General features: G+C 41.7%; 25 protein-coding genes and 1 other RNA gene. 21 read left to right on the forward strand and 5 right to left on the reverse strand.

The annotated features are described in order from the left end of the window. The first annotated feature begins 85 nt into the window (after window positions 1-85). The 5 genes from cysK to nth all read left to right on the forward strand — a co-directional run bounded on the left by cysK (window position 86) and on the right by nth (window position 3501). A complete protein-coding gene (gene cysK, locus IGJ28_RS10905; RefSeq protein WP_003126647.1) occupies window positions 86-1015 on the forward strand; it encodes a cysteine synthase A in 930 nt (309 codons plus the stop codon). A 170-nt stretch (window positions 1016-1185) separates the two neighbouring features. Continuing rightward, window positions 1186-1617 (forward strand): Fur family transcriptional regulator, encoded by a 432-nt coding sequence (locus IGJ28_RS10910; RefSeq protein ID WP_060814318.1) that lies wholly within the window; start codon window positions 1186-1188, stop codon window positions 1615-1617. Then, window positions 1614-1994: a RidA family protein gene (locus IGJ28_RS10915; RefSeq protein ID WP_003126645.1), complete on the forward strand. Its 381-nt coding sequence runs from the start codon at window positions 1614-1616 to the stop codon at window positions 1992-1994. The genes IGJ28_RS10910 and IGJ28_RS10915 overlap by 4 nt, the downstream gene beginning before the upstream one ends. A 127-nt stretch (window positions 1995-2121) precedes the next feature. Beyond that, window positions 2122-2823 carry a DnaD domain protein gene (locus tag IGJ28_RS10920; RefSeq protein WP_003126644.1) on the forward strand — a complete coding sequence of 234 codons (702 nt, stop codon included), beginning with the start codon at window positions 2122-2124 and terminating at the stop codon, window positions 2821-2823. A 12-nt stretch (window positions 2824-2835) separates the two neighbouring features. Then, window positions 2836-3501 (forward strand): endonuclease III, encoded by a 666-nt coding sequence (gene nth / locus IGJ28_RS10925; protein ID WP_003126643.1) that lies wholly within the window; start codon window positions 2836-2838, stop codon window positions 3499-3501. A gap of 19 nt (window positions 3502-3520) precedes the next feature. On the opposite strand, the gene IGJ28_RS10930 is transcribed toward nth, so the two are convergent. Together IGJ28_RS10930 and recU are read right to left on the reverse strand one after the other, a co-directional pair. Next, window positions 3521-5830 (reverse strand): PBP1A family penicillin-binding protein, encoded by a 2310-nt coding sequence (locus tag IGJ28_RS10930; RefSeq protein ID WP_252711995.1) that lies wholly within the window; start codon window positions 5828-5830, stop codon window positions 3521-3523. 1 nt (window position 5831) lies between these two features. Further along, complete coding sequence (gene recU / locus IGJ28_RS10935) at window positions 5832-6458, reverse strand: Holliday junction resolvase RecU (RefSeq protein WP_005473207.1); 627 nt, start codon at window positions 6456-6458, stop codon at window positions 5832-5834. A gap of 70 nt (window positions 6459-6528) precedes the next feature. On the opposite strand from recU, the gene IGJ28_RS10940 reads away from it, so the two are divergent. From IGJ28_RS10940 to IGJ28_RS10975, 8 genes are all read left to right on the forward strand, one after another. After that, window positions 6529-7074 (forward strand): DUF1273 domain-containing protein, encoded by a 546-nt coding sequence (locus tag IGJ28_RS10940; RefSeq protein ID WP_060814316.1) that lies wholly within the window; start codon window positions 6529-6531, stop codon window positions 7072-7074. A 71-nt stretch (window positions 7075-7145) separates the two neighbouring features. Further along, a complete protein-coding gene (gpsB, locus tag IGJ28_RS10945) occupies window positions 7146-7553 on the forward strand; it encodes a cell division regulator GpsB (RefSeq protein WP_029486829.1) in 408 nt (135 codons plus the stop codon). Window positions 7554-7570: 17 nt separating this feature from the next. Further along, window positions 7571-7937, forward strand: an RNA gene (rnpB, locus tag IGJ28_RS10950) — RNase P RNA component class B. A 66-nt stretch (window positions 7938-8003) separates the two neighbouring features. Then, window positions 8004-9167 carry a THUMP domain-containing class I SAM-dependent RNA methyltransferase gene (locus IGJ28_RS10955; RefSeq protein ID WP_252711994.1) on the forward strand — a complete coding sequence of 388 codons (1164 nt, stop codon included), beginning with the start codon at window positions 8004-8006 and terminating at the stop codon, window positions 9165-9167. After that, a complete protein-coding gene (locus IGJ28_RS10960) occupies window positions 9164-10657 on the forward strand; it encodes a carboxypeptidase M32 (protein ID WP_252711993.1) in 1494 nt (497 codons plus the stop codon). Before IGJ28_RS10955 ends, IGJ28_RS10960 begins: the two co-directional genes overlap by 4 nt. Window positions 10658-10836: 179 nt before the next feature. Further along, complete coding sequence (locus IGJ28_RS10965) at window positions 10837-11478, forward strand: HD domain-containing protein (RefSeq protein WP_438845396.1); 642 nt, start codon at window positions 10837-10839, stop codon at window positions 11476-11478. A 72-nt stretch (window positions 11479-11550) separates the two neighbouring features. Continuing rightward, a complete protein-coding gene (locus IGJ28_RS10970) occupies window positions 11551-11916 on the forward strand; it encodes a hypothetical protein (protein ID WP_050801524.1) in 366 nt (121 codons plus the stop codon). Window positions 11917-11927: 11 nt separating this feature from the next. Beyond that, window positions 11928-12152, forward strand: coding sequence for a hypothetical protein (locus tag IGJ28_RS10975; protein WP_060814313.1), 225 nt, complete (start codon window positions 11928-11930; stop codon window positions 12150-12152). Window positions 12153-12393: 241 nt separating this feature from the next. Here the strand turns inward: IGJ28_RS10975 and IGJ28_RS10980 are convergent, their stop codons facing one another. After that, on the reverse strand, window positions 12394-12720 hold the full coding sequence (locus tag IGJ28_RS10980) for a hypothetical protein (protein WP_003126632.1): 327 nt from the start codon (window positions 12718-12720) through the stop codon (window positions 12394-12396). 95 nt (window positions 12721-12815) lie between these two features. On the opposite strand from IGJ28_RS10980, the gene IGJ28_RS10985 reads away from it, so the two are divergent. Both IGJ28_RS10985 and IGJ28_RS10990 read left to right on the forward strand, forming a co-directional pair. Beyond that, window positions 12816-13973 carry a VanZ family protein gene (locus IGJ28_RS10985; RefSeq protein WP_438845397.1) on the forward strand — a complete coding sequence of 386 codons (1158 nt, stop codon included), beginning with the start codon at window positions 12816-12818 and terminating at the stop codon, window positions 13971-13973. Window positions 13974-14024: 51 nt separating this feature from the next. Next, window positions 14025-15371, forward strand: a complete 1347-nt coding sequence (locus IGJ28_RS10990) for a DEAD/DEAH box helicase (RefSeq protein ID WP_138371864.1) — start codon at window positions 14025-14027, stop codon at window positions 15369-15371. A gap of 50 nt (window positions 15372-15421) precedes the next feature. Here the strand turns inward: IGJ28_RS10990 and IGJ28_RS10995 are convergent, their stop codons facing one another. Then, entirely contained in the window at window positions 15422-15850 is a 429-nt protein-coding gene (locus tag IGJ28_RS10995; protein WP_175413548.1) for a GNAT family N-acetyltransferase, read from the reverse strand. A 67-nt stretch (window positions 15851-15917) separates the two neighbouring features. Here IGJ28_RS10995 and IGJ28_RS11000 point away from each other — a divergent pair, with 67 nt between their 5' ends. The 4 genes from IGJ28_RS11000 to cls all read left to right on the forward strand — a co-directional run bounded on the left by IGJ28_RS11000 (window position 15918) and on the right by cls (window position 22893). Then, window positions 15918-16970 carry a DUF7278 family profilin-like fold-containing protein gene (locus tag IGJ28_RS11000; protein ID WP_438845398.1) on the forward strand — a complete coding sequence of 351 codons (1053 nt, stop codon included), beginning with the start codon at window positions 15918-15920 and terminating at the stop codon, window positions 16968-16970. 372 nt (window positions 16971-17342) lie between these two features. After that, window positions 17343-19985 carry an alanine--tRNA ligase gene (gene alaS, locus IGJ28_RS11005; protein WP_113849712.1) on the forward strand — a complete coding sequence of 881 codons (2643 nt, stop codon included), beginning with the start codon at window positions 17343-17345 and terminating at the stop codon, window positions 19983-19985. A gap of 292 nt (window positions 19986-20277) precedes the next feature. Beyond that, a complete protein-coding gene (locus IGJ28_RS11010; RefSeq protein WP_252711988.1) occupies window positions 20278-21417 on the forward strand; it encodes a cation diffusion facilitator family transporter in 1140 nt (379 codons plus the stop codon). A 9-nt stretch (window positions 21418-21426) separates the two neighbouring features. After that, complete coding sequence (cls, locus tag IGJ28_RS11015) at window positions 21427-22893, forward strand: cardiolipin synthase (protein ID WP_438845399.1); 1467 nt, start codon at window positions 21427-21429, stop codon at window positions 22891-22893. Here cls and IGJ28_RS11020 read toward each other — a convergent pair. After that, window positions 22876-23289: a ribonuclease HI family protein gene (locus IGJ28_RS11020; protein WP_060814306.1), complete on the reverse strand. Its 414-nt coding sequence runs from the start codon at window positions 23287-23289 to the stop codon at window positions 22876-22878. The two genes, cls and IGJ28_RS11020, sit on opposite strands and share 18 nt — an antisense overlap. Window positions 23290-23355: 66 nt before the next feature. Between IGJ28_RS11020 and IGJ28_RS11025 the strand changes: the two genes are divergently transcribed. Together IGJ28_RS11025 and IGJ28_RS11030 are read left to right on the forward strand one after the other, a co-directional pair. After that, the gene (locus IGJ28_RS11025) at window positions 23356-23763 is read left to right on the forward strand and encodes an EbsA family protein (protein WP_060814305.1); all 408 of its coding nucleotides are present in this window, start codon (window positions 23356-23358) and stop codon (window positions 23761-23763) included. A 125-nt stretch (window positions 23764-23888) separates the two neighbouring features. After that, window positions 23889-25559 (forward strand): formate--tetrahydrofolate ligase, encoded by a 1671-nt coding sequence (locus IGJ28_RS11030; protein WP_041120090.1) that lies wholly within the window; start codon window positions 23889-23891, stop codon window positions 25557-25559. The last annotated feature ends 186 nt before the right edge of the window (window positions 25560-25745 follow it).

The following is a 25745-nucleotide window of genomic DNA, read 5'->3' on the forward strand; positions in this document are numbered from 1 at the left end:
ATAAATATTTGGAAAACGCTAACTTTTTGTTCGCAAGTCTGCCGTTTTTTGGGTAGAATAGGAATATGAACTGGAGGGATTGCAAATGACAAAGATTTATCAATCTGTTACCGAGCTAGTTGGGCATACACCCATCGTCAAATTAAACAAGGTGGTGGGAGAGGATTCCGCTGATGTCTACGTTAAACTTGAGTTTTATAATCCAGGGAGCAGCGTGAAGGACCGGATCGCTTTGGCCATGATCGAAAAAGCCGAAAAAGACGGCTCTTTGAAAGCAGGCAATACGATCGTGGAACCAACTTCCGGTAATACTGGGATCGGCTTGGCGATGATCGGTGCAGCGAAAGGGTACCGAGTGGTCATCGTGATGCCTGAGACCATGAGTATCGAACGGCGCAAGCTGATGCAAGCCTATGGTGCTGAATTGATTTTGACACCAGGCTCAGAAGGAATCACAGGTTCAATCAATAAAGCCAAAGAATTGGCTGAACAAGAGGGCTATTTTATGCCGCTGCAATTTGAAAATCCGGCAAATCCCGAGATTCACGAGAAAACAACTGGGAAAGAAATAGAGAATGCCTTTGAATCAAAAGGATTAGATGCCTTTGTCGCTGGTATCGGTACAGGCGGCACGATCACTGGTGCGGGTCGAGAATTAAAACGAGTGTATCCAGACTTAAAAATCTATGGCGTTGAACCGGCAGAATCGGCTATCTTAGAAGGCGGACAACCTGGTCCTCACAAAATCCAAGGAATTGGAACCGGATTTGTACCTAAAGTTCTTGATACAGAGATCTTTGATCAAGCAATTGCCGTATCAAGTGAAGATGCGATGGCAACAGCGAGAGAAGTCGGCCGTAAAGAGGGCTTGCTCGTAGGTATTTCTTCTGGAGCAGCGATCCATGCAGCACTCAAAGTTGCCAAAGAACTGGGAAAAGGCAAAAAAGTCTTAGCGATCGTCCCGGACAATGGAGAACGCTATCTATCGACTGCTTTATATCAAGTGGAAGAATAACAAGGAAAGCGGGCATTGGCAGAATGCCTGCTTTTTCTCCCCTTTTCTTAAGGACTGTGGAATTTTTCGTGTTTGTTTTGTGGTTGATTAAGAATTTTTAGAGAAAGCTGTTTGAATTTTTACCATCTACATAGTATGATATTACAGATAAGAGAATTGGAGGAACTCCTGTGAACACGATATATGATGAGGCAATCAAACAATTAAAACAAGAAAATATCCGTATCACTCCACAAAGGGTTGCGATACTTGAGTTTTTGGCTAGCCACGCATCACATCCTACCGCAGAAGAAATTTACCGAGCGATCGAAGTCCACTTTCCCGGTATTAGTGTAGCGACAGTCTACAATAATCTGCGACTGTTTACGGAGATCGGTTTTGTGAAAGAAATGAACTACGGCGATGCATCCAGTCGCTTTGACTTTACGACAGAGCCGCATTATCATGCAATTTGTCAACGTTGCGGCAAGATTTCTGATTTTTACTATCCTGGATTGGAAGATGTCGAAATGGCCGCTTCCCAACTGACCGGATATAAAATCCAAAGCCATCGCTTAGAAGTATATGGATTGTGTCCAGAGTGTAAAGGAGAAGAGGAATGAAAATTATTTCAACGGATAAAGCACCGCAAGCAATTGGTCCTTATGTACAAGCACGGATTGCTAATGGTTTCTTGTTTGCTTCCGGACAAGTGCCGTTAGATCCTGTTACAGGAGAAGTTGTGGGAGCAACTATCGAAGTTCAGACACAGCAAGTTCTCAAAAATATCGAGGCAATTTTAACTGCCGCCGGTATTACACCAGATGAAATCGTCAAAACAACATGTTTCTTAAAAAACATGGATGATTTTGTTCCATTCAATAATACATACAGCACACTTTTTCATGAACATTTGCCTGCACGTTCAGCAGTTGAAGTGGCCCGTTTACCAAAGGATGTATTGGTGGAAGTAGAGATCATTGCTGTGGTGGCACAATAAAGGAGTCAATGGGACGGTCGTATATATGCGCAGTCCCATTTTTGTTGAGAATGGATTTTATTCTTGATGATGCCAAAATAAAATTGAAAATGGTTTTTATGTAACGATGGGAAAAGAGGACAATAAGATGATTTCTTTACAAGAATATTTAGCCCAGGGGCAAACAACTGTCTCCAATCTGCTTTTGGAAAACTATCATAGCCTTGGTTTAACCAATGATGAATTTGTATTATGGCTTCAGTTGTATCGTTACCACGAACAAGGCAATGATTTTCCTGATCTAGCGATGATTGCTAAGGGGATGGGAAGTGAGCAAAAAGAAATCTATAAATGGTTGAATGAGCTATTGAATAAACAGATCATCGCCATCGAATCCAAGAAAGATTCAGCAGGGAAGATGGTGGATTACTATGAGTTTTCTGGAATCTATGAACGACTGGAAGTTTGTTTGCGGCAAAAAAATCAGCAGGAGGAAAAGCAGAGCTATGATTCAAAAGTACGTTCGCTTTATCAAATGTTTGAGTCCGAATTTGGCCGTCCGCTTTCAGCAATCGAATACCAGCGAATATCACAATGGCTGGAAGAAGATAAATACCAGCCGGATTTGATTCAATTTGCGTTACGTGAGGCGGTTTTGAATCAAGCCTACAGTTTGAATTATATTGATCGCATTTTACTTTCTTGGGAACGAAAAAATATTACCTCGAAAGAACAAGTAGAAGAAGAACAAAAACGCCGTAAAAAACAGTTTATGCAGAAAGAAAATTTGGAACAAACGAATGGACCGGTTCCTAAGATTCCTATGCATAATTGGTTAGAAGGGGAATAAAGGAGAGTTGTCATGATCAGTAAAGCAAAAACTATGATCGCATTGGAACAAATGTACCAAATGTTCCCCGACGCTCACGGAGAACTGATTTCCAAAAATCCGTTTGAACTGTTGATTGCTGTGATTTTAAGTGCTCAGGCTACGGATGTGTCAGTCAATAAAGTGACCCCCACACTATTTGCTGCCTATCCGACACCTGAGGCCTTGGCAGCAGCCCCTGTTGAGGAAATCATTGAGAAAATACGGACGATCGGTCTTTATCGCAACAAAGCAAAAAATATCAAGGCTTGTGCGTCCCAGCTTATCGAACGATTCAATGGCCAAGTACCTAGAACCCGCGAGGAATTAGTGTCATTACCGGGGGTCGGAAGAAAAACAGCCAACGTTGTTTTAGGTGATGCGTTTGGTATTCCGGCAATCGCTGTGGATACCCACGTCGAACGAGTAACCAAGCGCTTACGGATTTGCCGATTAGATGCGAATGTCTTAGAAGTAGAACAAACATTGATGAAAAAAGTGCCAGAAGATCTTTGGGTCAAAACACATCACACACTGATTTTCTTTGGACGATACCATTGCACAGCTAGAGCGCCAAAATGTGAAGTTTGCCCATTATTGACAATGTGCCAAGAAGGACAACTGCGGATGCGCGCAAAAAAAGTTCAGCCACCTCAATGAGAGGCGGCTGAACTTTTTTTTATTCAGGATTTGTTTCATTTGTCCCTGGAGTAGTCGACGAAGATGATGGCGTCGAACTTGACTCCGAAGAAGACGATGGTGTGCTTTCACTTTCTGACGGTGGCGGTGTAGATTGTGAGCTTTCAGAAGAAGATTCAACTGGTGGAATCGATTCTTCCGTTGAACTGCTAGATTCAACGATTTCAGAACTGCTTTCTGGTGTTGATTCAGGAAGCGAAGAAGAGCTGATCGTTGATCTTGTGCTAGAACTTGGTTGCTGGTAAGTCCCTTTGATGTAAAGCTCATTGCCGATCCGGGTCAAATCTGCGGGCATTTTCCAGTCGCGGTTCTCAACAGAGGCTGAGACAAATTGCATCAATTCCCGATAAACATCTGAGGCAACATGAGTACTGCTGTCTGTGATCGGCGTCATTTTATCATTATATCCTGTCCAAACAGCTAAAGAAAAGGATGGGGTATAACCTGCAAACGTGATATCCGGGTAAGCACCGTTTGACGTATCCAATTGGGCCAATTGATTGTCATCATAGTTGGAAGTCCCGGTTTTCCCAGCTTGGTATAGTCCATCGATTTGGGCGTTGGTTCCTGTTCCGACAGAAATCACGTCTTTCAGAATATCGGTGACCATATAGGCTGTCGTATCATCCATCGCTTTTTGACCTTCCACTTTGAAGGAGTCTTCATCAACTGTTCCATCTTGCGAAACGATCTTATTGACATATTGCGGTTCGTAATAGGTTCCGCCATTTGAAAAGGCAGCATAAGCAGCAGCCATTTTCAAGCTAGAGATCCCATACTTGGTGCCATCGATTTCTGACGTGTTGCTGGAAATTGCATTGGACTGTTCAATGTTTTTGTATTCAATACCTAGGCCTTTCAAGAAGGAAGAAATATTGTCAGCACCTACTTCTTCAAAAAGCTTTGCTGCTGGAACATTTCTCGATTGAGCCAGTGCTGTCCGCAAAGTGATATTTCCCATATATTGTCGATCCCAGTTGTAGATTGGTGTGTTCGTCCCCACATAATTATAGGGTTCGTCCAAAATCATGCGGCCTGTTGAATTTTGTAAAAATTGGAAGGCTGGACCATAGTCTGTCAGTGGTTTAACGGTTGAGCCAAAGTCACGAGTGACGTTGACTGCTAAATTATTACCTAAGACAACATCGTCTTCCACATGACGAGCACCGATTTGCGCGACAACTTTACCACTATTAACATCTACCAGAGTAGCGGCTACTTGCATTTTATCATCTGGGAAATTGATGTATTCGTCACTATTAACGATGTCATACAATCGTTTTTGGGTATTGACATCAAGATTCGTATAGATGTCCAATCCATCCGTATAGACATCTTTGCCGGTTTTTGCTTTTACTTCATCAATCACTTCTTTAAAGTAATTGTCATAATATTTCCATTCGTTATTTCGTTGCGGATTTTTTTGCAATCCTTCTGAAATATCTTCGGCTTTGGCTGCTTCATATTCGTCTTTAGTGATTTTTTCATTCTCATACATGGTTAACAGAACAAGATCTCGTCGCTGTTTAGCTTTGTCTGGGTGAGCATATGGATCATAAGCAGAAGGGGCGTTTGGTAATCCAGCGATTAATGCTGTTTGAGCCAAATCTAGTTGATCCAATGTCTTGTTATAGAACTTCATGGCAGCTGTCTGCATCCCATAGACACCGTTAGACATGTACACTTTATTGATATAGTAGGTCAAGATTTCTTGTTTGGATTTTGTTTGTTCCAGTCTGACGGCCATCCAAGCTTCTTGCGCTTTTCTTCGCAACGTCTGATCTTCTGCACTAGTAGAGAAGAAGGATAATTTGATCAATTGCTGTGTTAGGGTACTCCCACCTTGCATGCCACCAGTCGTCACGTTCGACAATGCCGATCCAATGATACGGATAGGGTCTACTCCAATATGTTGATAGAAACGACGATCCTCTACAGATACAATCGCATCTTCCAATTGCTGCGGAATTTCATTCGCAGTGATTTTTTCACGGGTCTCGCTACCAAAATCGAGGATCAGATCTCCATTGGAGGCGTAGAACCTGGAGGAAGCAGCAGAATCGAGCTGTTTCTCATCTAATGGTGGTGCATCTTTAGCGTACCACCAAAAAAGTCCCATCCCTGATAAGAGACCGAGACATCCTAAAAAGAAGAGCCCCATAAAGGTACGAAGTAAAATACTGCTAATCGTTCGTTTTCCTTTCGGCTTTTTTTGTTTGGGGCCTTTATATGCAGCCGCCGCTTTCTTAGAATCATGTCGAGAAGCTCTCGATTGCGATTCTTTCGCCATACTAATCATTCTCCTTCATTGACAAAAATTGATCTACTGCTTTTAAATAAGGAATACGCGGAGCGATTCCTGGGATGATCTCAATGCCGTTTTTCTCTATATAGGCAAGAGGCAGCGATTTTTTACCTGTTGTTTTTTGTTGATGCCACTCTGTGATCAAGTTGCTGCTCGTCAAAAAAAAGCAGCGTTGCAAGCTTGAGAACCATAACAAGACAAAGCAGACTCCTTGCTGCGTCAGACAGTTTTCCATATGCTGAATCTGATGCTCATGAAAATTTTTGAAGGGGAAAGAGGTTTTGTTCTGTGTCTCTTTGGCTTCAAAATCCAAGTAATATCCGCGATAAACACCATTATAGTCCGTGGTAGAGGCTTCTCGGAAGTAAGCTTCTTTAATCACAGCTGCACTGCGGCGGGGATAATCCACCTTAACGATCTGAACAGGTGTAGGTTTTTTATGAATGACTGCTGCTTGACGATTCAAATAATAGGCATTGCTTTGATTGATTGCTTCTTCAAAACGCATTCCGCGGTTCGCGAAAGTTTTTGGCCGAGCTATTTTTTCTTGCAATTTTTGTTTTTTACCGCCATCATAAGCAGAAGACTGACCGTTAGGGTATCGAATGACCATGTTATTCACACTCCTAGGCATCATTATACCAAAAAGACGTTTGGAAAGAAAAGAGATGACTGCTTAAACAATGAAAACCTTATATTTTACCGGCTACCGCAGCTTTGAACTTGGTGTATTTCAAGAAAAAGATCCCAAAATCAAAATTATTAAGAAAGTAATAAAAATGTCTTTGCTTTCTTACATTGAACAAGGACTGGAATGGGTGCTGATCAGTGGCAATCTAGGAGCAGAAATGTGGTGTGCAGAAGTGGTGGAGCTTTTGCAAAAAGACTATCCAGAAATCAAACTAGGGATCATTTATCCGTTTCAAGGATTTGGTGAAAACTGGAATGAAGCGAACCAGCAAATGTTGCAACGAGTGCAAATGAGCGCTGATTATGTGAATGCCACTAGCCATCAACCCTACAAAGAACCAAGCCAATTAAGAAATCATACCCAGTTTCTATTGGAACACACAGATGGTGCGTTGCTGCTTTATGATGAAGAATTCCCTGGAAAAACCAGCTTTTTTTTGAAAGATGCGAAGAAATATCGGGAGGATCATCCTTACGAGATCGATCAAATTACAATGGATGATCTGCAAAACGCAACATTTGATAGTAATTTACTTTGATTTCTGAGAGTTTTTTGATAGAATGGTCTAGAAAGTGAAAATCATTTGGAAAAATCAATGAGGTGTAAATAATGGCAAATCTAATTTTTAGTCCCAAGGATATTCTTCAACAAGAATTTAAAACAAAAATGCGCGGCTATGATCCAGTGGAAGTCGATGAATTTTTAGACAATATCATCAAAGACTACGAGAGCTACAACAAAGAGATTTTAGCATTGCAAGAAGAAAACGATCGTTTGAATGCAAAAATCGATCAACTTTCTAAGAATCAAGCGATTGCATCACGGGTCCAACAAGAAGCGCCAAAAAGTCAAACAGTAACAAATTTTGATATTTTGAAACGTTTGTCTAATTTGGAAAAAGAAGTTTTTGGCAAAAAATTGGATCAAGAAGAACCAGTTACACGTTCCTCTTCATACAACAGCAACTACACAAATGCTGATTTTGAAGACGATAACGAAAAAACACGTCAATTCTAATCAATTTGATTGCTGTGATTTTCGGGTAATTGCGGCATAACTTTGATTATGCTGAGGAAAGTCCATGCTCGCACAAGCTGAGATGCTTGTAGTGATCGTGCCTAGCGAAACAATAAGCTAGGGTACTTGAAAGAGTAACGGCAGGAAAAATGGCTAAGGCGCGAGCTATGCCAAAGTATCCTTGAAAGTGCCACAGTGACGAAGCAAGACGGGAAACCGTCTTGGTGGAACGCGGTAAACCCCTCGAGCGAGCAACCCAAACAATGGTAGGGGCGCTTTTTGCACGGAAATGAACGGAGCAAAAAGGCAAGTAATTGCAGATAGATAATTACCCAACGTTTTCTTCTCCCTGAGGAAGACGTGGACAGAACATGGCTTATAGAAAATCACAGCAGATCAGGGAATCCTTCCAGCAACGGAAGGTTTTTTTATATCAAGAAGGAGAAATCTATGACAGAAAAAGTATTTGATTGTGTCGCAACCGCTGCTAGTGGGTTAGAAGCGCTAGTTGGTAAGGAGTTGCGAGATTTAGGCATTGAATGCCAAGTAGAAAATGGACGGGCTCGATTCAAAGGAACGTTGGAGACCATTGCAACCGCCAATCTCTGGTTACGCACAGCTGACCGCATTAAGATTGTGGTGGGGGAATTTGATGTATACACCTTTGATGAATTATTTGAGCAAGTCAAAGCATTACCTTGGGAAGACTTTCTGCCGCTAGACGCAGAGTTTCCTGTGGCAGGTAAATCGATCAAATCGAAGTTATTCAGTGTGCCTGATTGTCAGGCAATCACAAAAAAAGCGATCGTTAATCGATTACGGGAAGTTTATCATCGCCCTGCAAGTGTTCCTTTAACTGAAAGTGGTGCTTTCTTTCAGTTGGAAGTTGCTTTGTTGAAAGATCATGCCATGATCACACTCGATACGACAGGACCGAGTTTGTTCAAACGTGGCTATCGACTAGAAAAAGGGGGTGCACCCTTAAAAGAAAATATGGCTGCAGCATTAGTCATGTTGACCAGCTGGCGCAAAGACCGACCGTTTGTTGATCCTGTATGCGGTTCCGGTACACTGTGCATCGAAGCAGCACTGATCGGACATAATATTGCCCCTGGATTCAATCGCTCCTTTGTCTGTGAGACATGGGATTGGGTTCCAGCTGAAGTATTTGAGACTGTAAGAGCTCAGGCAGACGAAGCAGCCGATTACGATAGCCAACTGGACATTATGGGCTCAGATATCAATGGACGGATGATCGAAATCGCCAAAGCAAACGCGGAAGAGATTGGTCTAGGTGATTCCATCACCTTCAAACAACAAGCAGTCAAAGATTTTAAAACAGACAAAGAATACGGCGTGATCGTTGCCAACCCACCATATGGGGAACGTTTAGGAGAAGAAGAGACGGTACAGCGCTTGTACCGTGAAATGGGCGAAGTCTTTCGGCCATTAAAAACTTGGAGCAAATACATTTTGACCAGTGACCTTACATTTGAGACCCACTATGGTGAAAAAGCAACCAAGAAACGCAAACTATATAATGGTGCGTTGCGTACGGATTTCTTCCAGTATTGGGGCAGTCGCCCACCGCGTAAAAAGGAGACGGTTGAATGAAAGAACAAGAATTTCTAAAAGAATTAAAAGAGCTCGATTTGCTGTCACAAGCAATGGGAATCCTTGGTTGGGATACTCAGACGGGAATGCCTGAAAAGGCCAGCGAATATCGCAGTGAAGTTGACAGCTACTTGTATGGCTTGTATTTCGAAAAGAAAGTCGGACCAACGATCCAAGAAGCCATTACTTATTTTGGTCAGCGCCCTGATGAATTATCTGAAGTTGGTCAAGCAGCTTATCAGCTGGTGAAAGAAGAATATGAGCTGCAAAAAAATGTTCCTAATGAATTAGCGATCGCAGCTTCTGCTGCTACTTCTAGAGCTCATACTGCTTGGACGCAAGCCCGCAAAGCGAAAGATTTCTCTTTATTCAAGGAAGCATTAGCTGAGAATATCCGTTTGACAAAAGAGCTGATCCCTTATTGGAAAAAAGAGGAACGGACAAATTATGATGTTCTTTTGAATCAATATGAACCGAACATGACCGTTGAAATCTTGGATAATGTGTTTTCACAAGTTCGTGATGGAATCATGGATATTCGTCGCCAGTTAGAAAAAGGTACTCCACCAGATACAACGATCTTATCTCGTAAAATGACAGAGGCGCAACAGCGGAAATTCATCTCGAAAGTCATCACAGACTTAGGGTATGATTTTTCTCGCGGGCGGTTGGACAATACGGTGCATCCTTTTGCGACCGGCATTAACCACAATGATGTTCGCTTGACGACTCGTTGGAATGAAGAAGATTTTTCGATGGGAATATTCGGCGTGATTCATGAAGCAGGCCACGGCATGTATGAACAAAACATTGATGAAAAATTTGAAGGAACGCCGGTCCACGAAGGAGCATCCATGGGAATCCATGAATCGCAATCCTTATTCAATGAGATCATTATCGGTAGCAATCGTAATTTTTGGGAGAAACAATACCCTTATTTTCAAGAGTGTGCAGAAGGAACTTTCGATGATGTTTCCTTTGAGACTTTCTACAATGCATTAAAATTTACCCAAGCAAGTTTGATTCGGATCGAAGCAGATAGCCTGACGTATGTTTTGCATATCATTATCCGTTACGAGATTGAGAAGATGATTTTCAATGAAGAAGTGAATGTGGAAGATCTGCCAACTATTTGGAATGATAAATATGAAGAATACTTAGGCGTACGTCCGCAAAATGATTTAGAAGGTATCTTGCAAGACGTTCATTGGTCAGGGTCAAGTTTTGGCTATTTCCCATCATACGCGTTAGGATACATGTATGCGGCACAGCTTTTTCATGCAATGGAAAAAGAGATCGATGTCGATGCTGTATTGGCTTCTGATGATTATTCAGAGATCCGCCAATGGTTGACCACGCACATTCATCAATACGGGGCTTCTAAAAAACCAAATCAATTGATTCTGGATGCGACAGGAGAACTGTTAAATCCGCAATATTTATTGGACTATCTGCGGAAGGTTTATTTTTCTGTTTATCAAATCCGCTAATGAGCAAGCCTTTCGTTCACTCGAAAGGCTTCTTCTCATCTTTAAAAAAACGCACGGCAAACTAGGTAGCTAGACGATAGTCTTCATTGACTTTGGGTTCTGATACTTTGATGGAATCGGACGATTGAATCAGAATGCTAGCAATAGAAACAAGATAAAAAAGACAGGAGTTTCAAAAAATGGCTGATATAGCACCAATTTATGAATATGCCAAATTGATTTTGGGAACTGATCACACAGGGCATGGCTTTGATCATGTCAAGAGAGTAGCCGCAATGTCTAAACAGATCATTGCCGAAGATCAACTGCAAGTAGATGATTACGTTGTGGAAGCAGCGGCATTTTTGCACGATACCATTGATGATAAGGTGGTGAAAGATGTGGTGAAAGCCAAAGAAGAAGTGCAGCAATGCCTTCTCGCTGCTGGAGCCACAGCAGAACAAATCAGTCATATATTTACAATCATTGAGAATCTCTCTTTCTCAAAAGAGTTACTGGCAGGGGCACAAGTCTCCTCTTTAGAAGGACAAATCGTGAAAGATGCGGATCGCTTAGATGCATTGGGCGCAATTGGTATTTTGCGTACTAGTTACTTTGGCGGTGCACATCAGCATCCGATCCATGAATCAGAGCGAGCTCCGAAAACGTTCACAAACCACGCTGACTACCGAAAAGGGACCACCGTGATCAATCATTTCTATGAAAAGTTGTTTTTATTGCCTGAAAAAATGCACACGCACTTTGGTAAACAAGAAGCGCTGCGGCGTAAAGACTTTATGACAACCTTTTTAACTGAGTTTTATAGAGAATGGGATGTTTAGTAATTTTTAATCTTCGGTTCGATTCCTTTGTGTTTCCTCTGTATTTATCTATAATTATAAATAAGGGGAGGGATGGATATGTATTACAAACAAGCGCTGAAACCGAATGAATTATTACCTGCACTTTCTGATTCTGGGGAATGTTTTTTTATCATTCGAGCAGCATTACCCATCCGGAATTATCAAGTTGCCATTTACCGGTACGATGATGAGTATTTTTTATTGCAAGATGAACGTTTATTTAATCAGATCTCTAGTATTTCCAGGGAACGGCAAGGAGATGAAGAACAGATTCTGCCATTCATCGAAGAAGCATTAGAAGACAATCACTATTTTCTAGTGGAAAAAGAGTTTATCCGCTTGGATTTATTGACGCTACAAAAAATGACAACCATTCAATCGTTTGAAATATTGTTTTACGAATTCTTTGATTTTTGAGGTGATGGGTGATGAAAAAAACGGAATACCTAACCATTGAGGATGCAGCACTTGCTGATTTATTTCTTGATCTGGGTGATAAGTACAGCAACCTCGAATTGATTGACGAAGAAAAAGATTTGGATGTGGTCGTTTTGTCAAATAGCGACTGGCAATATCTTTTGGAACAACTGGATGATGAAGTCAAGGAGCAATTTCTTGCACAGGCCGAGACTGATTTTCTAGACGAGGAGTAAGAATAGAGGGGCAAATGCCCAATGAATGTATGTAGGTTAAAGAAAAACAGAAGAACACAAAACAAAAAAATATCCGAACGATAGTCGATGAAGAATGCGATGCGCTTAACTTAAGTCCGCATGCATGTAAGTACGCTTAATCATTCAGCTATCGTTCGGATAATTGTTTTGTTTGACGGATTCATTTGTTTTTCAGAGCGCCTGTCAGTCAACATTTGAATAAAGTGAAACTGTATCTTTTTCATTTGGATTGGAGACGTACTTTTTTGATTTTAGCATAACCCCGAAAAATATTGCGGATCACTAACAAGAGACCGATCAGCAACGGAATAGCTAATAAGTAGAGGGAATAGCCATGGACCTGCTCTACCGCAGCAGCATTGGTTTTATTTACTTCTGTCAGCGCCTGTTGGATCACTTGGAAACTGAATACACTCATAAATCCAGCAATGATAAAGAGTACAAACCCTAAATAAGGAATATGAGAAGAACGGCGAAAAAGCGCAAAGCCGATATAGAGCAATAAAAGAAAAAATGGCACACCAAAAGCAAAATAAGGATTCAACATGTTTTTTAACCTCCTTTTATTTATCATACTCCAAAATTTACGTTTTGGGAATTACAGTGTAAGATTAAAAGGAAATAGATTTTTAGGAGGATGTTATGTCAGCTTATCTTATGCCAATCAAGGTTGCATTACTGTTATTTCCATTCTTGGCACTTGCAATCTCGTCGATATTTTTTGTGCGCCAATACCGTAAATTTGGCCGATTTATTTTTTCACGAGCAATTGTACTTTATTCATTTGTTTTTTATCTGCTTTGTGCCTATTTCTTGGTCATTTTGCCGTTGCCGAGTATTGAAGAAGTCGCTCAAATGACCGGTCCCAAAATGGAGTGGCAGTTAGGTGCTTCCTGGCAGCATTTTTTGCAGCAAACGGTGTTACAAATCAATGATCCCACTACGTATCTTTCGGCTTTGAAGCAAAACGTAGTCTTAGAGCCATTATTCAATCTTTTTTTGACACTGCCTTTTGGTGTCTATATGCGCTACTACTTTAAATTGTCTTTTCCGAAGACGATTGTGGCAACCTTTGGCTTATCACTGTTCTTTGAATTGACTCAGTTAACTGGATTATACTTTATTTATCCGCGCCCTTATCGGTTGTTTGACGTCAATGATTTATTTGTCAATACCCTTGGCGGGACCATTGGCTTTTTGGTGACGCCATTGTTCACCTTCCTGTTGCCTACCCGTGAAGAGATGGATGCCGAATCTTATGCCAAAGATAATCGAGTGACGTTTACTCGCCGATTTGTTGCTTGGCTGATCGATTGGGGAATATTGAATTTATTCGCTTGGATGCTTATGATTCTGTTAAGAGTGACTGTGAATAAAGAAATCGATGACTTTACGAATGATTATTGGTATTTTTTACTAGAAGTAGCTCTTTACTTTATTCTTTTGAATTATATTCTCAATGGACAAACGCTAGGAAAAAAACTTGTTCGCATTCGAGTCATGGAGGAAAATCATTCCCGTGTCAGTTTCAGAGCAATTTTTAAGCGTTATGGATTGCTCTATCTGATCTATGTTAGTGCGACACGCATCAATGTGTTGTTTACGCCTTTTATTCAATCTACTAATCAAATGCTCGTCCTAGTGAGTTTGTTGGTTGTGTTGATTTTTGGTTTGATCCAACTTGGATTTTATTGCAACATCCTTTGGGCAGCATTCAAAAAACAACCGCGATTCTTTTACGAAAAAAGAACGGCTACTTATGTAGTAAGCACGATCCAGCGAAACAAGGTTAGGAATTGAGCTGGAAATATGCTATAATCCAAAAGATGTCAATAGAAAGAAGGTGTTTGAATGTCTTTTGAGTCATTTAAATTTCAACCATTTATTTACGAAGCGTTAGCGGAGAAGAAATTTACTTCACCAACAGAAGTTCAAGAAAAATTAATCCCTGTGATCCAAAAAGGTCGCAGTGTCGTGGGACAATCCCAAACTGGAAGTGGGAAGACGCATACATTTTTGCTTCCTTTGATGGATCAAATCGATCCGCAAAAAGATGAAGTGCAAGTAGTTATCACTGCACCGAGTCGTGAATTAGCCACGCAGATTTATCAAGCGGCAAAACAACTAGCAGAATTTCAGCAACCAGAGATTCGTGTGACCAACTTTGTAGGCGGCACGGACAAACAACGACAAATGGACCGTTTGCAAAACCAGCAGCCGCAGCTTGTTATCGGGACACCGGGACGAATTCTAGATATGATCAATGAACAAGCACTGGCTGTGCATACGGCACAAGCCTTTGTCATTGATGAAGCAGATATGACATTAGATATGGGCTTTTTGGAAGAAGTGGACCAAATTGCTAGTCGATTGCCGGAAAAACTGCAAATGTTAGTTTTCTCTGCAACGATTCCAGAAAAGCTGCGTCCATTTTTGAAAAAATATCTCGAAAATCCATTGATCGAAGAAATTCGTCCGAAAGCAGTCATCTCTGAATCCATTGAAAATTGGTTGATCTCAACTAAAGGAAAAGATAAGAATCAATTGGTTTATCAACTACTAACGACGGGACATCCTTATTTGGCGATTGTTTTTGCCAATACCAAATCCCGAGTGGATGAATTAACCGGCTATCTGAAAGAAAAAGGGCTGAAAGTAGCCAAGATCCATGGCGATATCACACCGCGAGAACGCAAACGTGTGATGCGTCAGGTTCAAAATTTAGAGTATCAATATGTAGTCGCAACTGATTTAGCTGCTCGCGGGATTGACATCGAGGGGGTTTCGCATGTAATCAATGCTGAGATTCCGGCGGATTTGGATTTCTTTATTCATCGTGTGGGACGTACTGGACGTAATCAGTTAGCTGGAACAGCGATCACTTTGTATGATCCTAGTGACGAACAAGCCATTCAAGCAATCGAAGATTTAGGTGTAAAATTCCAACCAAAAGAAATCAAAAATGGGGAGATCGTTGCAACATATGATCGGAATCGTCGACAAAAACGTGAAAAATCAAGAGACGAATTAGACCCAACATTGATTGGGTTGGTCAAGAAGAAAAAGAAAAAAATCAAGCCTGGCTACAAGAAGAAAATTCAGTGGGCTGTTGATAAGAAAAACAAAGAGAAACGAAAGATCGAACGTCGTCAGTCGAATCGCTCTGCTCGCAAGAATAAAAAAAATTCCAGTATCTAATTTAAGGAACACCCATCGGCCAGGCAATGGCTATTGGGTGTTCCTTCGTTTTAGCAAAGATTTTTTCCCATTTTTACACAGAGGATTCCATCTTCTTCAAAAGGAGGAGAGAGGATCTCATAGCCGCATTTTTGATAAAAGCCGACTGCTGCAATTTCAGAAGACAAAACCGACCAGCAAAAGCCATCGGTGATCGCTTTTTTCTCATAGGCCGCTAACAACTGCCGTCCTATCCCTTGCTTTCGATAGTTTTTAGCCACGCAAAAGCGATCGGGCTGGATCGTTTGCGAATCCAACGATTGATAGCGAATAGTGGCAATTGGTACTTGGCCTTCTGCCAGTAGAAAATAATGGCAGAACTGATCTTTTTGATCAAATTCTAATTCAGGAGCGATTCCTTGTTCGTCGACAAAGACAGATCTTCTAAGTGCAAAAACAGCCTGCTGAATCCAGTCCTCCCGCCCAAAATAAAGCTGCATCATTTTTCCTCCCAATCCATGGTATACTCAATCTATATTGATTGTAGCAGATGAAAGGGGAAAGCTCGTGGATTTTTTCGAAGCATTGCAATGGACGAATTGGAAAAATTTGACTGCTGAAGTCAAAAGCCAAGTGTTTCAGCAAGTAGTCATGTACTTTGTCAGCCCATTGAAAGAAATTACAGATGTTCATTTTATTAAAACAAGCTATGCAGGAATCAAGTGTGAGACCTTTGAATTAACGATTGATGAGGAACCCTTCGTCTTTGTGCCTGGAAATTCTGAAACAATTCTAGGCTGGGACTTGGGCATTCAGGGATTGCCGATAACCTGCTGGTCCAAAATGTGGCAAGAACCTCTCAGCCCTTCGCTGAGCCGCTTGATCGAAGGCTATGGATTGTCAAACGCTGAGGAGTGGGGAGATTTTGTAAATGAATCAATGAGCCCATTACGCAAAGCGACCATCCCACCCATGTTGGTGCGGAAAATGGCATTGCCAGCAGGTACTCGTTTGATTGGAGAACTAGATACAGTCACGGGAGAATTCCATGGTCATGTTGATCAATTTGAAACTTTTGGTTCCGAGATACGGCAGGCATTTCAGCAGCCGCGAAGTTTTGAAGAAAGTTTGCAGTGGGAAATGCCAAGAACAATCAGTGCCGAAAATCAGTACTTTGCGGAACTGCATCCAGTGTCTGGCAATTATCATGTATACACTCACCAACGAATGACCCAAAATGAATTGCAGCACTGGCTGGGACAGCAGGGATATGATTTGATGAATGAAGAACAGTGGGAATATGCAGTGGGCGCCGGGACCCGTCGTTTATTTCGTTGGGGCAATGAAAAACCCTGTGAGGATGGTGTCAAATTGACCAAAAAAGCATTGGCTGAGCCGAACATGTTTGGCTTGATTTATCCGTATGCCAATGGATGGGAGCTAACTGACAGTTCATTTCTAAAGATGGAAGATTGGCCAGAGTGCGGCAATCCATTACTGGATACATTGCCCTATGCTAGTTATTATCGGTCACGCAAAATGTTGCAAGCAAACCAGCAGTTGGACCCTGAAAAATACCGCTACCGAAAAGCAGTTATTATTGATCGAGAACGGATTTGAGGATTGACTTTTTGTGAACATTTCCTTATACTTTTAAAGACGAAGGACATGGTTGATTTGTTCATTCTTTACAGAAAGTTTTTCAAAGCTGAGAGAAAAACAAGAATCCTAATTGATCGCTCCCTTTGGTATCTGATTCAGTAGAAATGCTGACGCCTGCTCTGCGTTATCGAGTCTGAGAGGTAATGATCAACATCATTGCAAGTAAGGTGGTACCGCGTAGCTACGTCCTTGCTCTGCAGTGGTGTTTTTTTGTTTGACTGCCCAGAAGCGAGTTCGTCGAATGAACAGATATCAGAGAGAAAGGTCACCAAAGAACAAAAGCATTCCTTGCTCCCAAGCGATTTTATCATTAGAAAGTAGGAAAACTATATGAAACACTTATCAAGTGCCGAAGTTCGTCAAATGTTTCTCGATTTCTTTCAATCAAAAGGACATTCGATCGAGCCTAGTGCATCACTCGTCCCTGTAAATGACCCAACATTGTTGTGGATCAACTCAGGTGTAGCAACATTGAAAAAATATTTTGACGGTACCGTTGTTCCAGAAAATCCGCGAATCACCAATGCACAAAAATCGATTCGGACCAACGATATCGAAAATGTTGGTAAGACAGCACGTCACCACACCATGTTTGAAATGTTAGGAAATTTTTCGATTGGTGATTACTTCAAAAATGAAGCAATCCATTGGGCGTGGGAGTTTTTGACTTCTCCAGAATGGATGGCCTTTGATCCAGAAAAGCTTTATGTCACAGTGTATCCAAAAGACACAGAAGCAAAACGAATTTGGCGCGAAGAAATCGGGTTGACTCCAGAACACATCGTAGAGATCGAAGACAACTTCTGGGATATCGGTGCTGGACCTTGTGGACCAGATTCAGAGATTTTTTATGACCGGGGACCTGAGTTCAACGATGTCGCAGAAGATGATCCGGAGAATTATCCTGGCGGTGAAAATGAACGCTATTTGGAAATTTGGAATTTGGTCTTTTCAGAGTTCAATCATCAAGCAGATGGCACGTATGAACCATTACCACACAAAAACATTGATACGGGGATGGGGCTTGAACGGATGGTGTCGATCATCCAAAATGCACCAACCAACTTTGAAACAGATCTCTTTATGCCGATCATCGAAGCGGTTCAAGAATTGAGCGGCAATTTTGCATATGGCGAAAGCAAAGCAACAGATATTTCCTTCAAAGTGATCGCCGACCACATTCGCGCGCTTTCTTTTGCTATAGGCGATGGTGCACTACCGTCAAACGAAGGACGCGGATACGTGTTGCGCCGTTTGCTACGCCGCGCCGTCATGCATGGCAAGAAATTAGGTATCGATTCAGCCTTTTTATATAAACTTGTTCCGATCGTAGGAAAAATCATGGAGAGTTATTATCCGGAAGTATTGGCTCAACAAGCGTTTATCGAAAAAGTAATCCGTAATGAAGAAGAACGGTTCCATGAAACGATCAATGAAGGATTAGAGATCTTGAACCAAGTCATTGCTAAAGTGAAGGCAGATGGGCAAGAGACATTAGCAGGTGCCGATATCTTTAAGTTGTATGATACTTACGGATTCCCTGTTGAATTGACTGAAGAAGTCGCTCAAGATGAAGGGTTGAAAGTTGATCATGCCGGTTTTGAAAAAGAAATGGATGCACAGCGGGCACGGGCTCGTTCTGCTCGATCGACTGAGCTTTCTATGGGTGTTCAATCCGCTCTTTTGACTGATATCAAAGTCGAAAGCCGTTTTGTTGGCTACGAAAGCCTTGAAGTCAACAGCGAATTGTTAGTGATCATTCAAGAGGAACAATTGCTTGATACAGTAACCACTGGTGAAGCCAAACTGATCTTCAAAGAAACACCATTCTATGCAGAAATGGGTGGTCAAGTAGCGGACACTGGTACTGTTGTTGACCAATCTGGTGTTATCGTTGCGGAGATCACTGATGTAAAAAAAGCACCAAATGGCCAGTTTCTGCATACTGCGAAGGTAACTGGCAACTTGACGGAAGGGGCTTCTTATTTCTTGCAAGTTGATCAGCACCGTCGGAACAAAATCATCAAAAACCACACAGCCACTCATTTATTGCACAAAGCGTTGAAAGAAGTGCTAGGTAGCCATGCAAATCAAGCAGGTTCATTAGTTGCACCTGGACACTTGCGTTTTGACTTTAGTCATTTTGGCCAAGTGACTGCAGACGAATTAAGTCAGATGGAACAAATCGTCAATCAGAAAATTTGGGAAGCTTTGCCAGTCGTAACTATCGAAACCGACATCGATACAGCGAAGGGCATGGGGGCGATGGCTCTCTTTGGCGAAAAATACGGCCACGATGTGCGTGTAGTCAATGTCGCAGATTGGTCTATCGAGCTTTGCGGTGGCACACATGTCGCCAATACAGAAGATATCGGTATTTTCAAAATTGTTTCTGAATCCGGGATTGGTGCTGGCGTTCGTCGGATTGAAGCAGTGACGAGTCAAGAAGCTTACGCATTGCTGCATGAAGGAGAAGCACAGCTAAAAGCCATTGCAGGGATCGTCAAATCGGCACAAATCAAAGATGTAGTCAGCAAAACAGAACAATTACAGCAACAACTGCGGGATCTGCAAAAAGAAAATCAAGCACTGGCGAGCAAACTAGCCAATCAACAAGCTGGCGATGTTTTCAAAGATGTCAAAGAAGTGAATGGGATTCGTTTTATTGCTGCAAAAGTAACTGTCAAAGATATGAATCAGTTACGCCAATTGGCAGACCAATGGAAACAAAAAGAATTATCGGATGTTTTAGTTCTTGCTACAGCCAACGATGGCAAAGTTAATCTGTTGGCTGCAATGACGCCACAGGCAAATGAGAAAGGCTTGAAAGCTGGAGATTTGATCAAGCACATCGCACCGAAAGTCGGCGGCGGTGGCGGCGGACGTCCAGATATGGCACAAGCCGGTGGGAAGCAACCAGAAGGAATCGACGCTGCATTGACTGAAGTAGCCAATTGGTTAACCGCAAACTGATTCTTTAACAGCAAATCATAAAAAAATGTATAACATCAAGAAATATCCGAACTGGAATTGTGTGTCAGAGAGCTGCCGCGTCTTTTTATAAGACGTTCGGTAGAGGATCGAAACGCGATTCCTTCGGGTATTTTTTCTGTTTTTGCAGAAATTGGATTTTATTAAAGAGAAATTTTGGAATAGCTGAAGCATTCATTTTTAGAAAAATACGTTTTTTACATGCTTTTAGTTGTTTTACTGATTTCATTCGGGGTAAAATAAGAAAGACGAATTTACGCTTGGAGGGAATGTTATGCTGCGCTTCTTTTTAAAGCGAATGAAAGGAAACGCAACTGATCGCACCATGATCGGTAAACTTGCGGGCTATCTGGGATTGCTCTCAAATGCACTTCTTTTTGTCGCAAAGTTTCTGATTGGACTGTCGGCACAATCGGTCTCGATCATGGCAGATGCTATCAATAGTCTGTCTGACACCGCCTCCTCCTTTTTGACATTGATCGGTTTTCGGATTGCTGCCAAGCCGGCGGATAGGGAGCATCCCTACGGCCATGAACGGTTTGAATACATTAGCGGTTTTGTGGTTTCTTTACTGATCACATTTGTTGGTTTTCAGTTTCTAAAAAATGCCTTTGAAAAAATCATTGCTCCTGAACCGATCCGTTTATCACCATGGTTGTTTATTGTGCTGATCTTGTCAATCGGATTAAAGCTTTGGCAAGGTCTCATGTACCGTCAATTGGCGAAGAAAATTGACTCTGCAACCTTACAAGCTAGCGGACAAGATAGTTTTAATGATGTACTCACAACAGTTGCGGTCTTGCTCTCTGCATTGATTGAATGGGGAACCGGTTGGCGGGTGGATGGGTATATTGGCTTGCTGATCGCGCTATACATTTTATTTAGTGGTATCATGATGATCCGTACCTTTATCAATGAACTGCTAGGTGCACGTCCGACTGAAGCTGAAATCCGTGAGATGGAGGATCGACTAGATCGTTATCCAACAATATTGGGGTACCATGATCTGCTCGTTCATAACTATGGTCCCAAGAATCGTTTTGCTAGTGTTCATATTGAAATCAATGAAAGCTGGAGTTTGTCACAAGCCCATGAAGTAATTGATGCGATCGAACATGATTTTCAAAGGAACCTTCAAGTTGAATTGGTTTGTCATCTTGATCCTGTCCCTATCCAAAATAAACAGTACCGGCAGTTGCGGGAAAAAGTCAGACAAATCGTTGAGACGATTGATCCAGAGTTAAGGATGCACGACTTTCGGATTCACGAAAAACAGTTTGCTTTTGATTTGGTGATCCCAAAGCAAAGAAATTACACAGATCGTGAACTGCAAGATAAAATTTATCAAAAGATTACGCATGAAATCGGCACGTATGAGGTGGCGATCACGTTTGATCATACTTATTTGTTGTAGGAGGAAAATATGATAAAAATGGATATGGGTGTGGTTTCGACCGTCTTTTTGGCGTTGCTGTTTGTCAATACAGTTGCGGCATTTATTACTGTCTTTCGTAAACCGCGATCAATTGCAAGTGTTTTTGCCTGGATGATGACATTAGTCTTTATCCCGGGTTTTGGGTTTTTGTTGTATTTATTTTGTGGTCGAGGAATCGACGGAGAAATCATTTATAAATTCAGTGAGCACCATCAAAGCAGAATCAATGAATTAAATCAAATCATCAAAGTCCACAATTATTCCTTTCCAGAGCATCCATACTCAGATGACAACCATCTATTGGAACGGTATTTTAAAAATTTAGATGAATCCCCTTTGACAAAAGGCAATCAGGTACAATTTTATACGGACGGCAAGGAAAAATTTGCTGCCTTATTTTCAGATATGCAAAATGCTGAAGACAATATTCATGTGGAATACTATTCTTTTTTTAATGATGAAATTGGTGGGCAGTTTCTTGATGTCCTAATTGAAAAAGCCAAGCAAGGAGTAGAAGTTCGACTGATATTCGATCCATGGGGTTCTCCCAAAGCAAATCGTAAATTCTTTCAGCCATTAATGGACGCTGGCGGAAAGGTCGTGCCCTTTATTACTTCAAAAAATTTGATTCGCAATACACGTTTGAATTACCATTTGCATCGCAAAATCGTGGTGATTGATGGCCAAATTGGCTGGACCGGCGGGTTTAATGTAGGGGATCAATATTTAGGTAAAAAAGCAAAATTTGGTTATTGGCGGGATACACATGCGCGAATCGTTGGAACTGCTAGTTTTACCTTACAGGAAATCTTTATCCGCGATTGGAATGCCTCGATTCGAAATGAAGCAGATCAACTGGAATATGAAGATCGCTATTTCATTTTACCGCCTAAAGAAGAGGCAGGTCATGTCGATATGCAAATCGTGGCCGACGGACCTGAGACGGAAACGCAGATTCTAAAAGGCGGCTTCGTCAAGATGATTTTGGCGGCTGAAAAATCGATTTGGATCCAAACCCCTTATCTGATTCCTGACGACAGTATGATGAATGCCTTGGAGATCGCCATCCACTCAGGTGTAGATGTTCGAATCATGATTCCCTGCATGCCGGATCATCCATTTATCTATCGAGCGACCCAACACTATGCCAACTATTTACATCGCCGGGGAGCGAAAATCTATATCTATGAGAATGGATTTTTACATGCCAAAACTGTTATGATGGATGATACCATCTGCTCGTTTGGCACGACAAATCAGGACATTCGCAGTTATGCGTTGAATTTTGAAGTCAATGCATTCGTTTATGATCAAGAAGTCACGGCGCAATTAAAAACGATTTTTGAAGAGGATATGCTGCAGTCCACTTTATTGACAGATGAAATGCTGGCTAAACAATCTTACTGGTTGCGTTTTAAGCAAAACTTTTCTCGTTTGTTATCGCCGATCCTGTAATTTTAAAGCCTTAGCTAACCCTTGACGGGCCAGATGGTCGGCACCTTTGTTTTGAGATTCGGGAATCCATTGGACAATCAGTAAAGTGAAATAGGGCAGCAACTCTTGGATTTCCTCTAAATACTTCCGAAAATCGGGGTTGTTCGTATAATTTTTGTCGATTGTTTGAGCGACGACTTTACTGTCTGTATAAAGCATGATCGTCTGGTCTTGCCATTCTTTCGTTAAGAGAAATTCAAGAGCATGATGCATCGCAGCAAATTCTGCTTGGTGATTTGTGAGCGTGGGTAGTACAAAGGCATGCTGTTCATGCAGGTCTTCCCCTACAATCAACAGACCGCCGCCACTAGGTCCAGGGTTTCCTTTGGTTGAAGCATCGAGATACACTTTTAGCATGAGTTGACTCCTTCTGTTATGATGGATATAAGTATACTAGAAATTGATCGCGTGAGGAAATTATTTATGAAACGTAACTATTTTTGGCAACCAGAACCAGCCACCGCAATTATCTATTGGTCCAGTTCACTGATCGTTTTGTTTTACAGCTTGATTTTGGCACTGGAAAATACTCGCCCTTATTGGAAAAGCAATCTTGTGTTGGGGATTTTTCTATTTCTTGTCTGGTTAGGATTGCAGCGCCGCCTTTATTTGACGGAGAAGACCATCAAAATCACCTATGCCCGCTTTTGGAAACGAGTAGTTATTCCTCTCGAGAAAATCCAAGCCATTGGGGTAGAGAATCATCATTTGAGAATCGTGACCAATGAAAGAAGCTATACGTTTGTAATGCGTAAAAAAGATCTTGAAGTATTACAGACACACTTTGTTAATCTAGTGCCTATTCTTGAAAGACAAGAGTCAGAAAAATAATTCTGGCTCTTTTTTTATTCCGGTGAAAAACAGGGTTTCAATCTTCATGAAAAACGGTATAATAGAAATAGGACAAACAAATATGAATGAATAAGGAATAATAGTTCGGGAATAGAGGGTTACTGATGAAAAAAGATATCGAAATTGCACAAGAAGCAACAATTAAACCGATTATTGATATTGCAGCAACTATCGGATTACAAGCAGAAGATCTAGAACAATATGGGAAGTATAAAGCAAAAATCGATTGGCCAGCAATCAAGGAAATCGCGAAACGTCCCACCGGCAAGTTGATCTTAGTCACAGCGATTAACCCAACCCCTGCGGGAGAAGGAAAGTCGACAGTCACGATTGGATTGGCAGATGGCTTAAACCGTATTGGAAAACAAACCGTGATTGCTTTACGAGAACCATCATTAGGTCCAGTCATGGGGATCAAGGGTGGTGCGACTGGCGGAGGCAGAGCGCAAGTCTTGCCGATGGAAGACATCAATCTTCATTTTACCGGGGACATGCACGCAATCACTGCTGCGAATAATGCATTATCTGCGTTGGTGGACAATCATATCCAACAAGGAAATGAATTAGGGATCGACCCGCGACGGATCATTTGGAAACGTGTCGTGGATTTGAATGATCGCGCATTAAGACAAGTGATCGTCGGACTGGGCGGACCACTGCAAGGAGTACCTAGAGAAGATGGCTTTGATATCACCGTTGCTAGTGAGATTATGGCTATTTTGTGTCTAGCAACGAATTTGGATAATTTGAAAGAGCGCTTGAGCAATATTTTGATTGGTTATACGTATGATAAACAACCTATCTACGTCAAGGATTTGCAGGTTCAGGGGGCATTAGCTTTATTGTTGAAAGATGCCTTGAAACCAAATTTGGTTCAAACCATCGAAGGAACGCCTGCGTTGATTCATGGGGGACCTTTTGCCAACATCGCCCATGGCTGTAATAGTGTCATTGCAACTGAAACAGCTCTCCATTTAGGAGAATACACGGTTACTGAAGCGGGGTTCGGCGCAGATCTCGGGGCAGAGAAGTTTTTGGATATTAAAACACCCAATCTCTCTAAAGCACCAGACGCTGTCGTAGTGGTCGCAACGATTCGCGCCTTAAAAATGCACGGCGGGATAGATAAAGAACACTTAAAAGAAGAAAATGTAGCGGCTTTAGTCGCAGGTTTTGCCAACTTGAAACGTCACGTGAGAAACATGCAAAATTATCAATTGCCAGTTGTTGTTGCAATCAATGAATTTGTCACTGATACCGAAGCTGAGATCCAAATGTTGGAGCAATGCTGCAAGGAAATTGGTGTACCAATCGCTCGGACGCAAGTTTGGGAGAAAGGTGGCGCAGGGGGGGAACTTTTGGCGCAGCAAGTCGTCACTGCCATTGATGAACAACCCGGCAATTATCGTAGGCTTTACCAAAATGAAGAGAGCCTTCCTGATAAAGCTGCCAAGATCGTCAAAGAGATTTATGGCGGATCAAATGTGGTCTTCTCAAGTGTGGCACAGCGCCAATTGAACGTCTTCAAAAAAAATGGCTGGGATCAATTGCCGATTTGTATGGCAAAAACACAGTACTCTTTTAGTGATGATCCGCAGCTTTTAGGCGCACCGGCTGATTTTTCGATTACGATCCGTGAATTTGTACCAAAACTAGGCGCTGGTTTTATTGTTGCCTTGACCGGTACTGTTATGACAATGCCTGGACTGCCTAAGAAACCAGCAGCATTGAATATGGATGTCGATGCAGACGGCAATGTATCTGGCCTTTTTTAATCTTATTTTCTCTCCGCATCTGCGAATACTGGATGAAGAAATAGATTCTCGAAGGCTCCAGTAATAGTTCAGTCAATTTCTTATAACACACCACACTTACAGATCACTATTGATTCTGTAAGTGTGGTGTGTTGTTTGCGAGCGATTCGTCGTCTTTCAGTAGGTTTTGTTTGGTTCGTTTTTTGT

Origin of the sequence: Enterococcus sp. AZ091, assembly GCF_051714805.1 — a bacterium.
GTDB classification, from domain to species: Bacteria; Bacillota; Bacilli; order Lactobacillales; family Enterococcaceae; genus Enterococcus_D; species Enterococcus_D gallinarum.

Coding starts and splice junctions, on each gene's coding strand:
- cysK (WP_003126647.1), top strand. CDS start 86: ATGACAAAGATTTATCAATCTGTTACCGAGCTAGTTGGGCATACACCC.
- IGJ28_RS10915 (WP_003126645.1), top strand. CDS start 1,614: ATGAAAATTATTTCAACGGATAAAGCACCGCAAGCAATTGGTCCTTAT.
- IGJ28_RS10920 (WP_003126644.1), top strand. CDS start 2,122: ATGATTTCTTTACAAGAATATTTAGCCCAGGGGCAAACAACTGTCTCC.
- nth (WP_003126643.1), top strand. CDS start 2,836: ATGATCAGTAAAGCAAAAACTATGATCGCATTGGAACAAATGTACCAA.
- IGJ28_RS10930 (WP_252711995.1), bottom strand. CDS start 5,830: ATGGCGAAAGAATCGCAATCGAGAGCTTCTCGACATGATTCTAAGAAA.
- recU (WP_005473207.1), bottom strand. CDS start 6,458: ATGGTCATTCGATACCCTAACGGTCAGTCTTCTGCTTATGATGGCGGT.
- IGJ28_RS10940 (WP_060814316.1), top strand. CDS start 6,529: ATGAAAACCTTATATTTTACCGGCTACCGCAGCTTTGAACTTGGTGTA.
- gpsB (WP_029486829.1), top strand. CDS start 7,146: ATGGCAAATCTAATTTTTAGTCCCAAGGATATTCTTCAACAAGAATTT.
- IGJ28_RS10955 (WP_252711994.1), top strand. CDS start 8,004: ATGACAGAAAAAGTATTTGATTGTGTCGCAACCGCTGCTAGTGGGTTA.
- IGJ28_RS10960 (WP_252711993.1), top strand. CDS start 9,164: ATGAAAGAACAAGAATTTCTAAAAGAATTAAAAGAGCTCGATTTGCTG.
- IGJ28_RS10965 (WP_438845396.1), top strand. CDS start 10,837: ATGGCTGATATAGCACCAATTTATGAATATGCCAAATTGATTTTGGGA.
- IGJ28_RS10970 (WP_050801524.1), top strand. CDS start 11,551: ATGGATATGTATTACAAACAAGCGCTGAAACCGAATGAATTATTACCT.
- IGJ28_RS10975 (WP_060814313.1), top strand. CDS start 11,928: ATGAAAAAAACGGAATACCTAACCATTGAGGATGCAGCACTTGCTGAT.
- IGJ28_RS10980 (WP_003126632.1), bottom strand. CDS start 12,720: ATGTTGAATCCTTATTTTGCTTTTGGTGTGCCATTTTTTCTTTTATTG.
- IGJ28_RS10985 (WP_438845397.1), top strand. CDS start 12,816: ATGTCAGCTTATCTTATGCCAATCAAGGTTGCATTACTGTTATTTCCA.
- IGJ28_RS10990 (WP_138371864.1), top strand. CDS start 14,025: ATGTCTTTTGAGTCATTTAAATTTCAACCATTTATTTACGAAGCGTTA.
- IGJ28_RS10995 (WP_175413548.1), bottom strand. CDS start 15,850: ATGCAGCTTTATTTTGGGCGGGAGGACTGGATTCAGCAGGCTGTTTTT.
- alaS (WP_113849712.1), top strand. CDS start 17,343: ATGAAACACTTATCAAGTGCCGAAGTTCGTCAAATGTTTCTCGATTTC.
- IGJ28_RS11010 (WP_252711988.1), top strand. CDS start 20,278: ATGCTGCGCTTCTTTTTAAAGCGAATGAAAGGAAACGCAACTGATCGC.
- cls (WP_438845399.1), top strand. CDS start 21,427: ATGATAAAAATGGATATGGGTGTGGTTTCGACCGTCTTTTTGGCGTTG.
- IGJ28_RS11020 (WP_060814306.1), bottom strand. CDS start 23,289: ATGCTAAAAGTGTATCTCGATGCTTCAACCAAAGGAAACCCTGGACCT.
- IGJ28_RS11025 (WP_060814305.1), top strand. CDS start 23,356: ATGAAACGTAACTATTTTTGGCAACCAGAACCAGCCACCGCAATTATC.
- IGJ28_RS11030 (WP_041120090.1), top strand. CDS start 23,889: ATGAAAAAAGATATCGAAATTGCACAAGAAGCAACAATTAAACCGATT.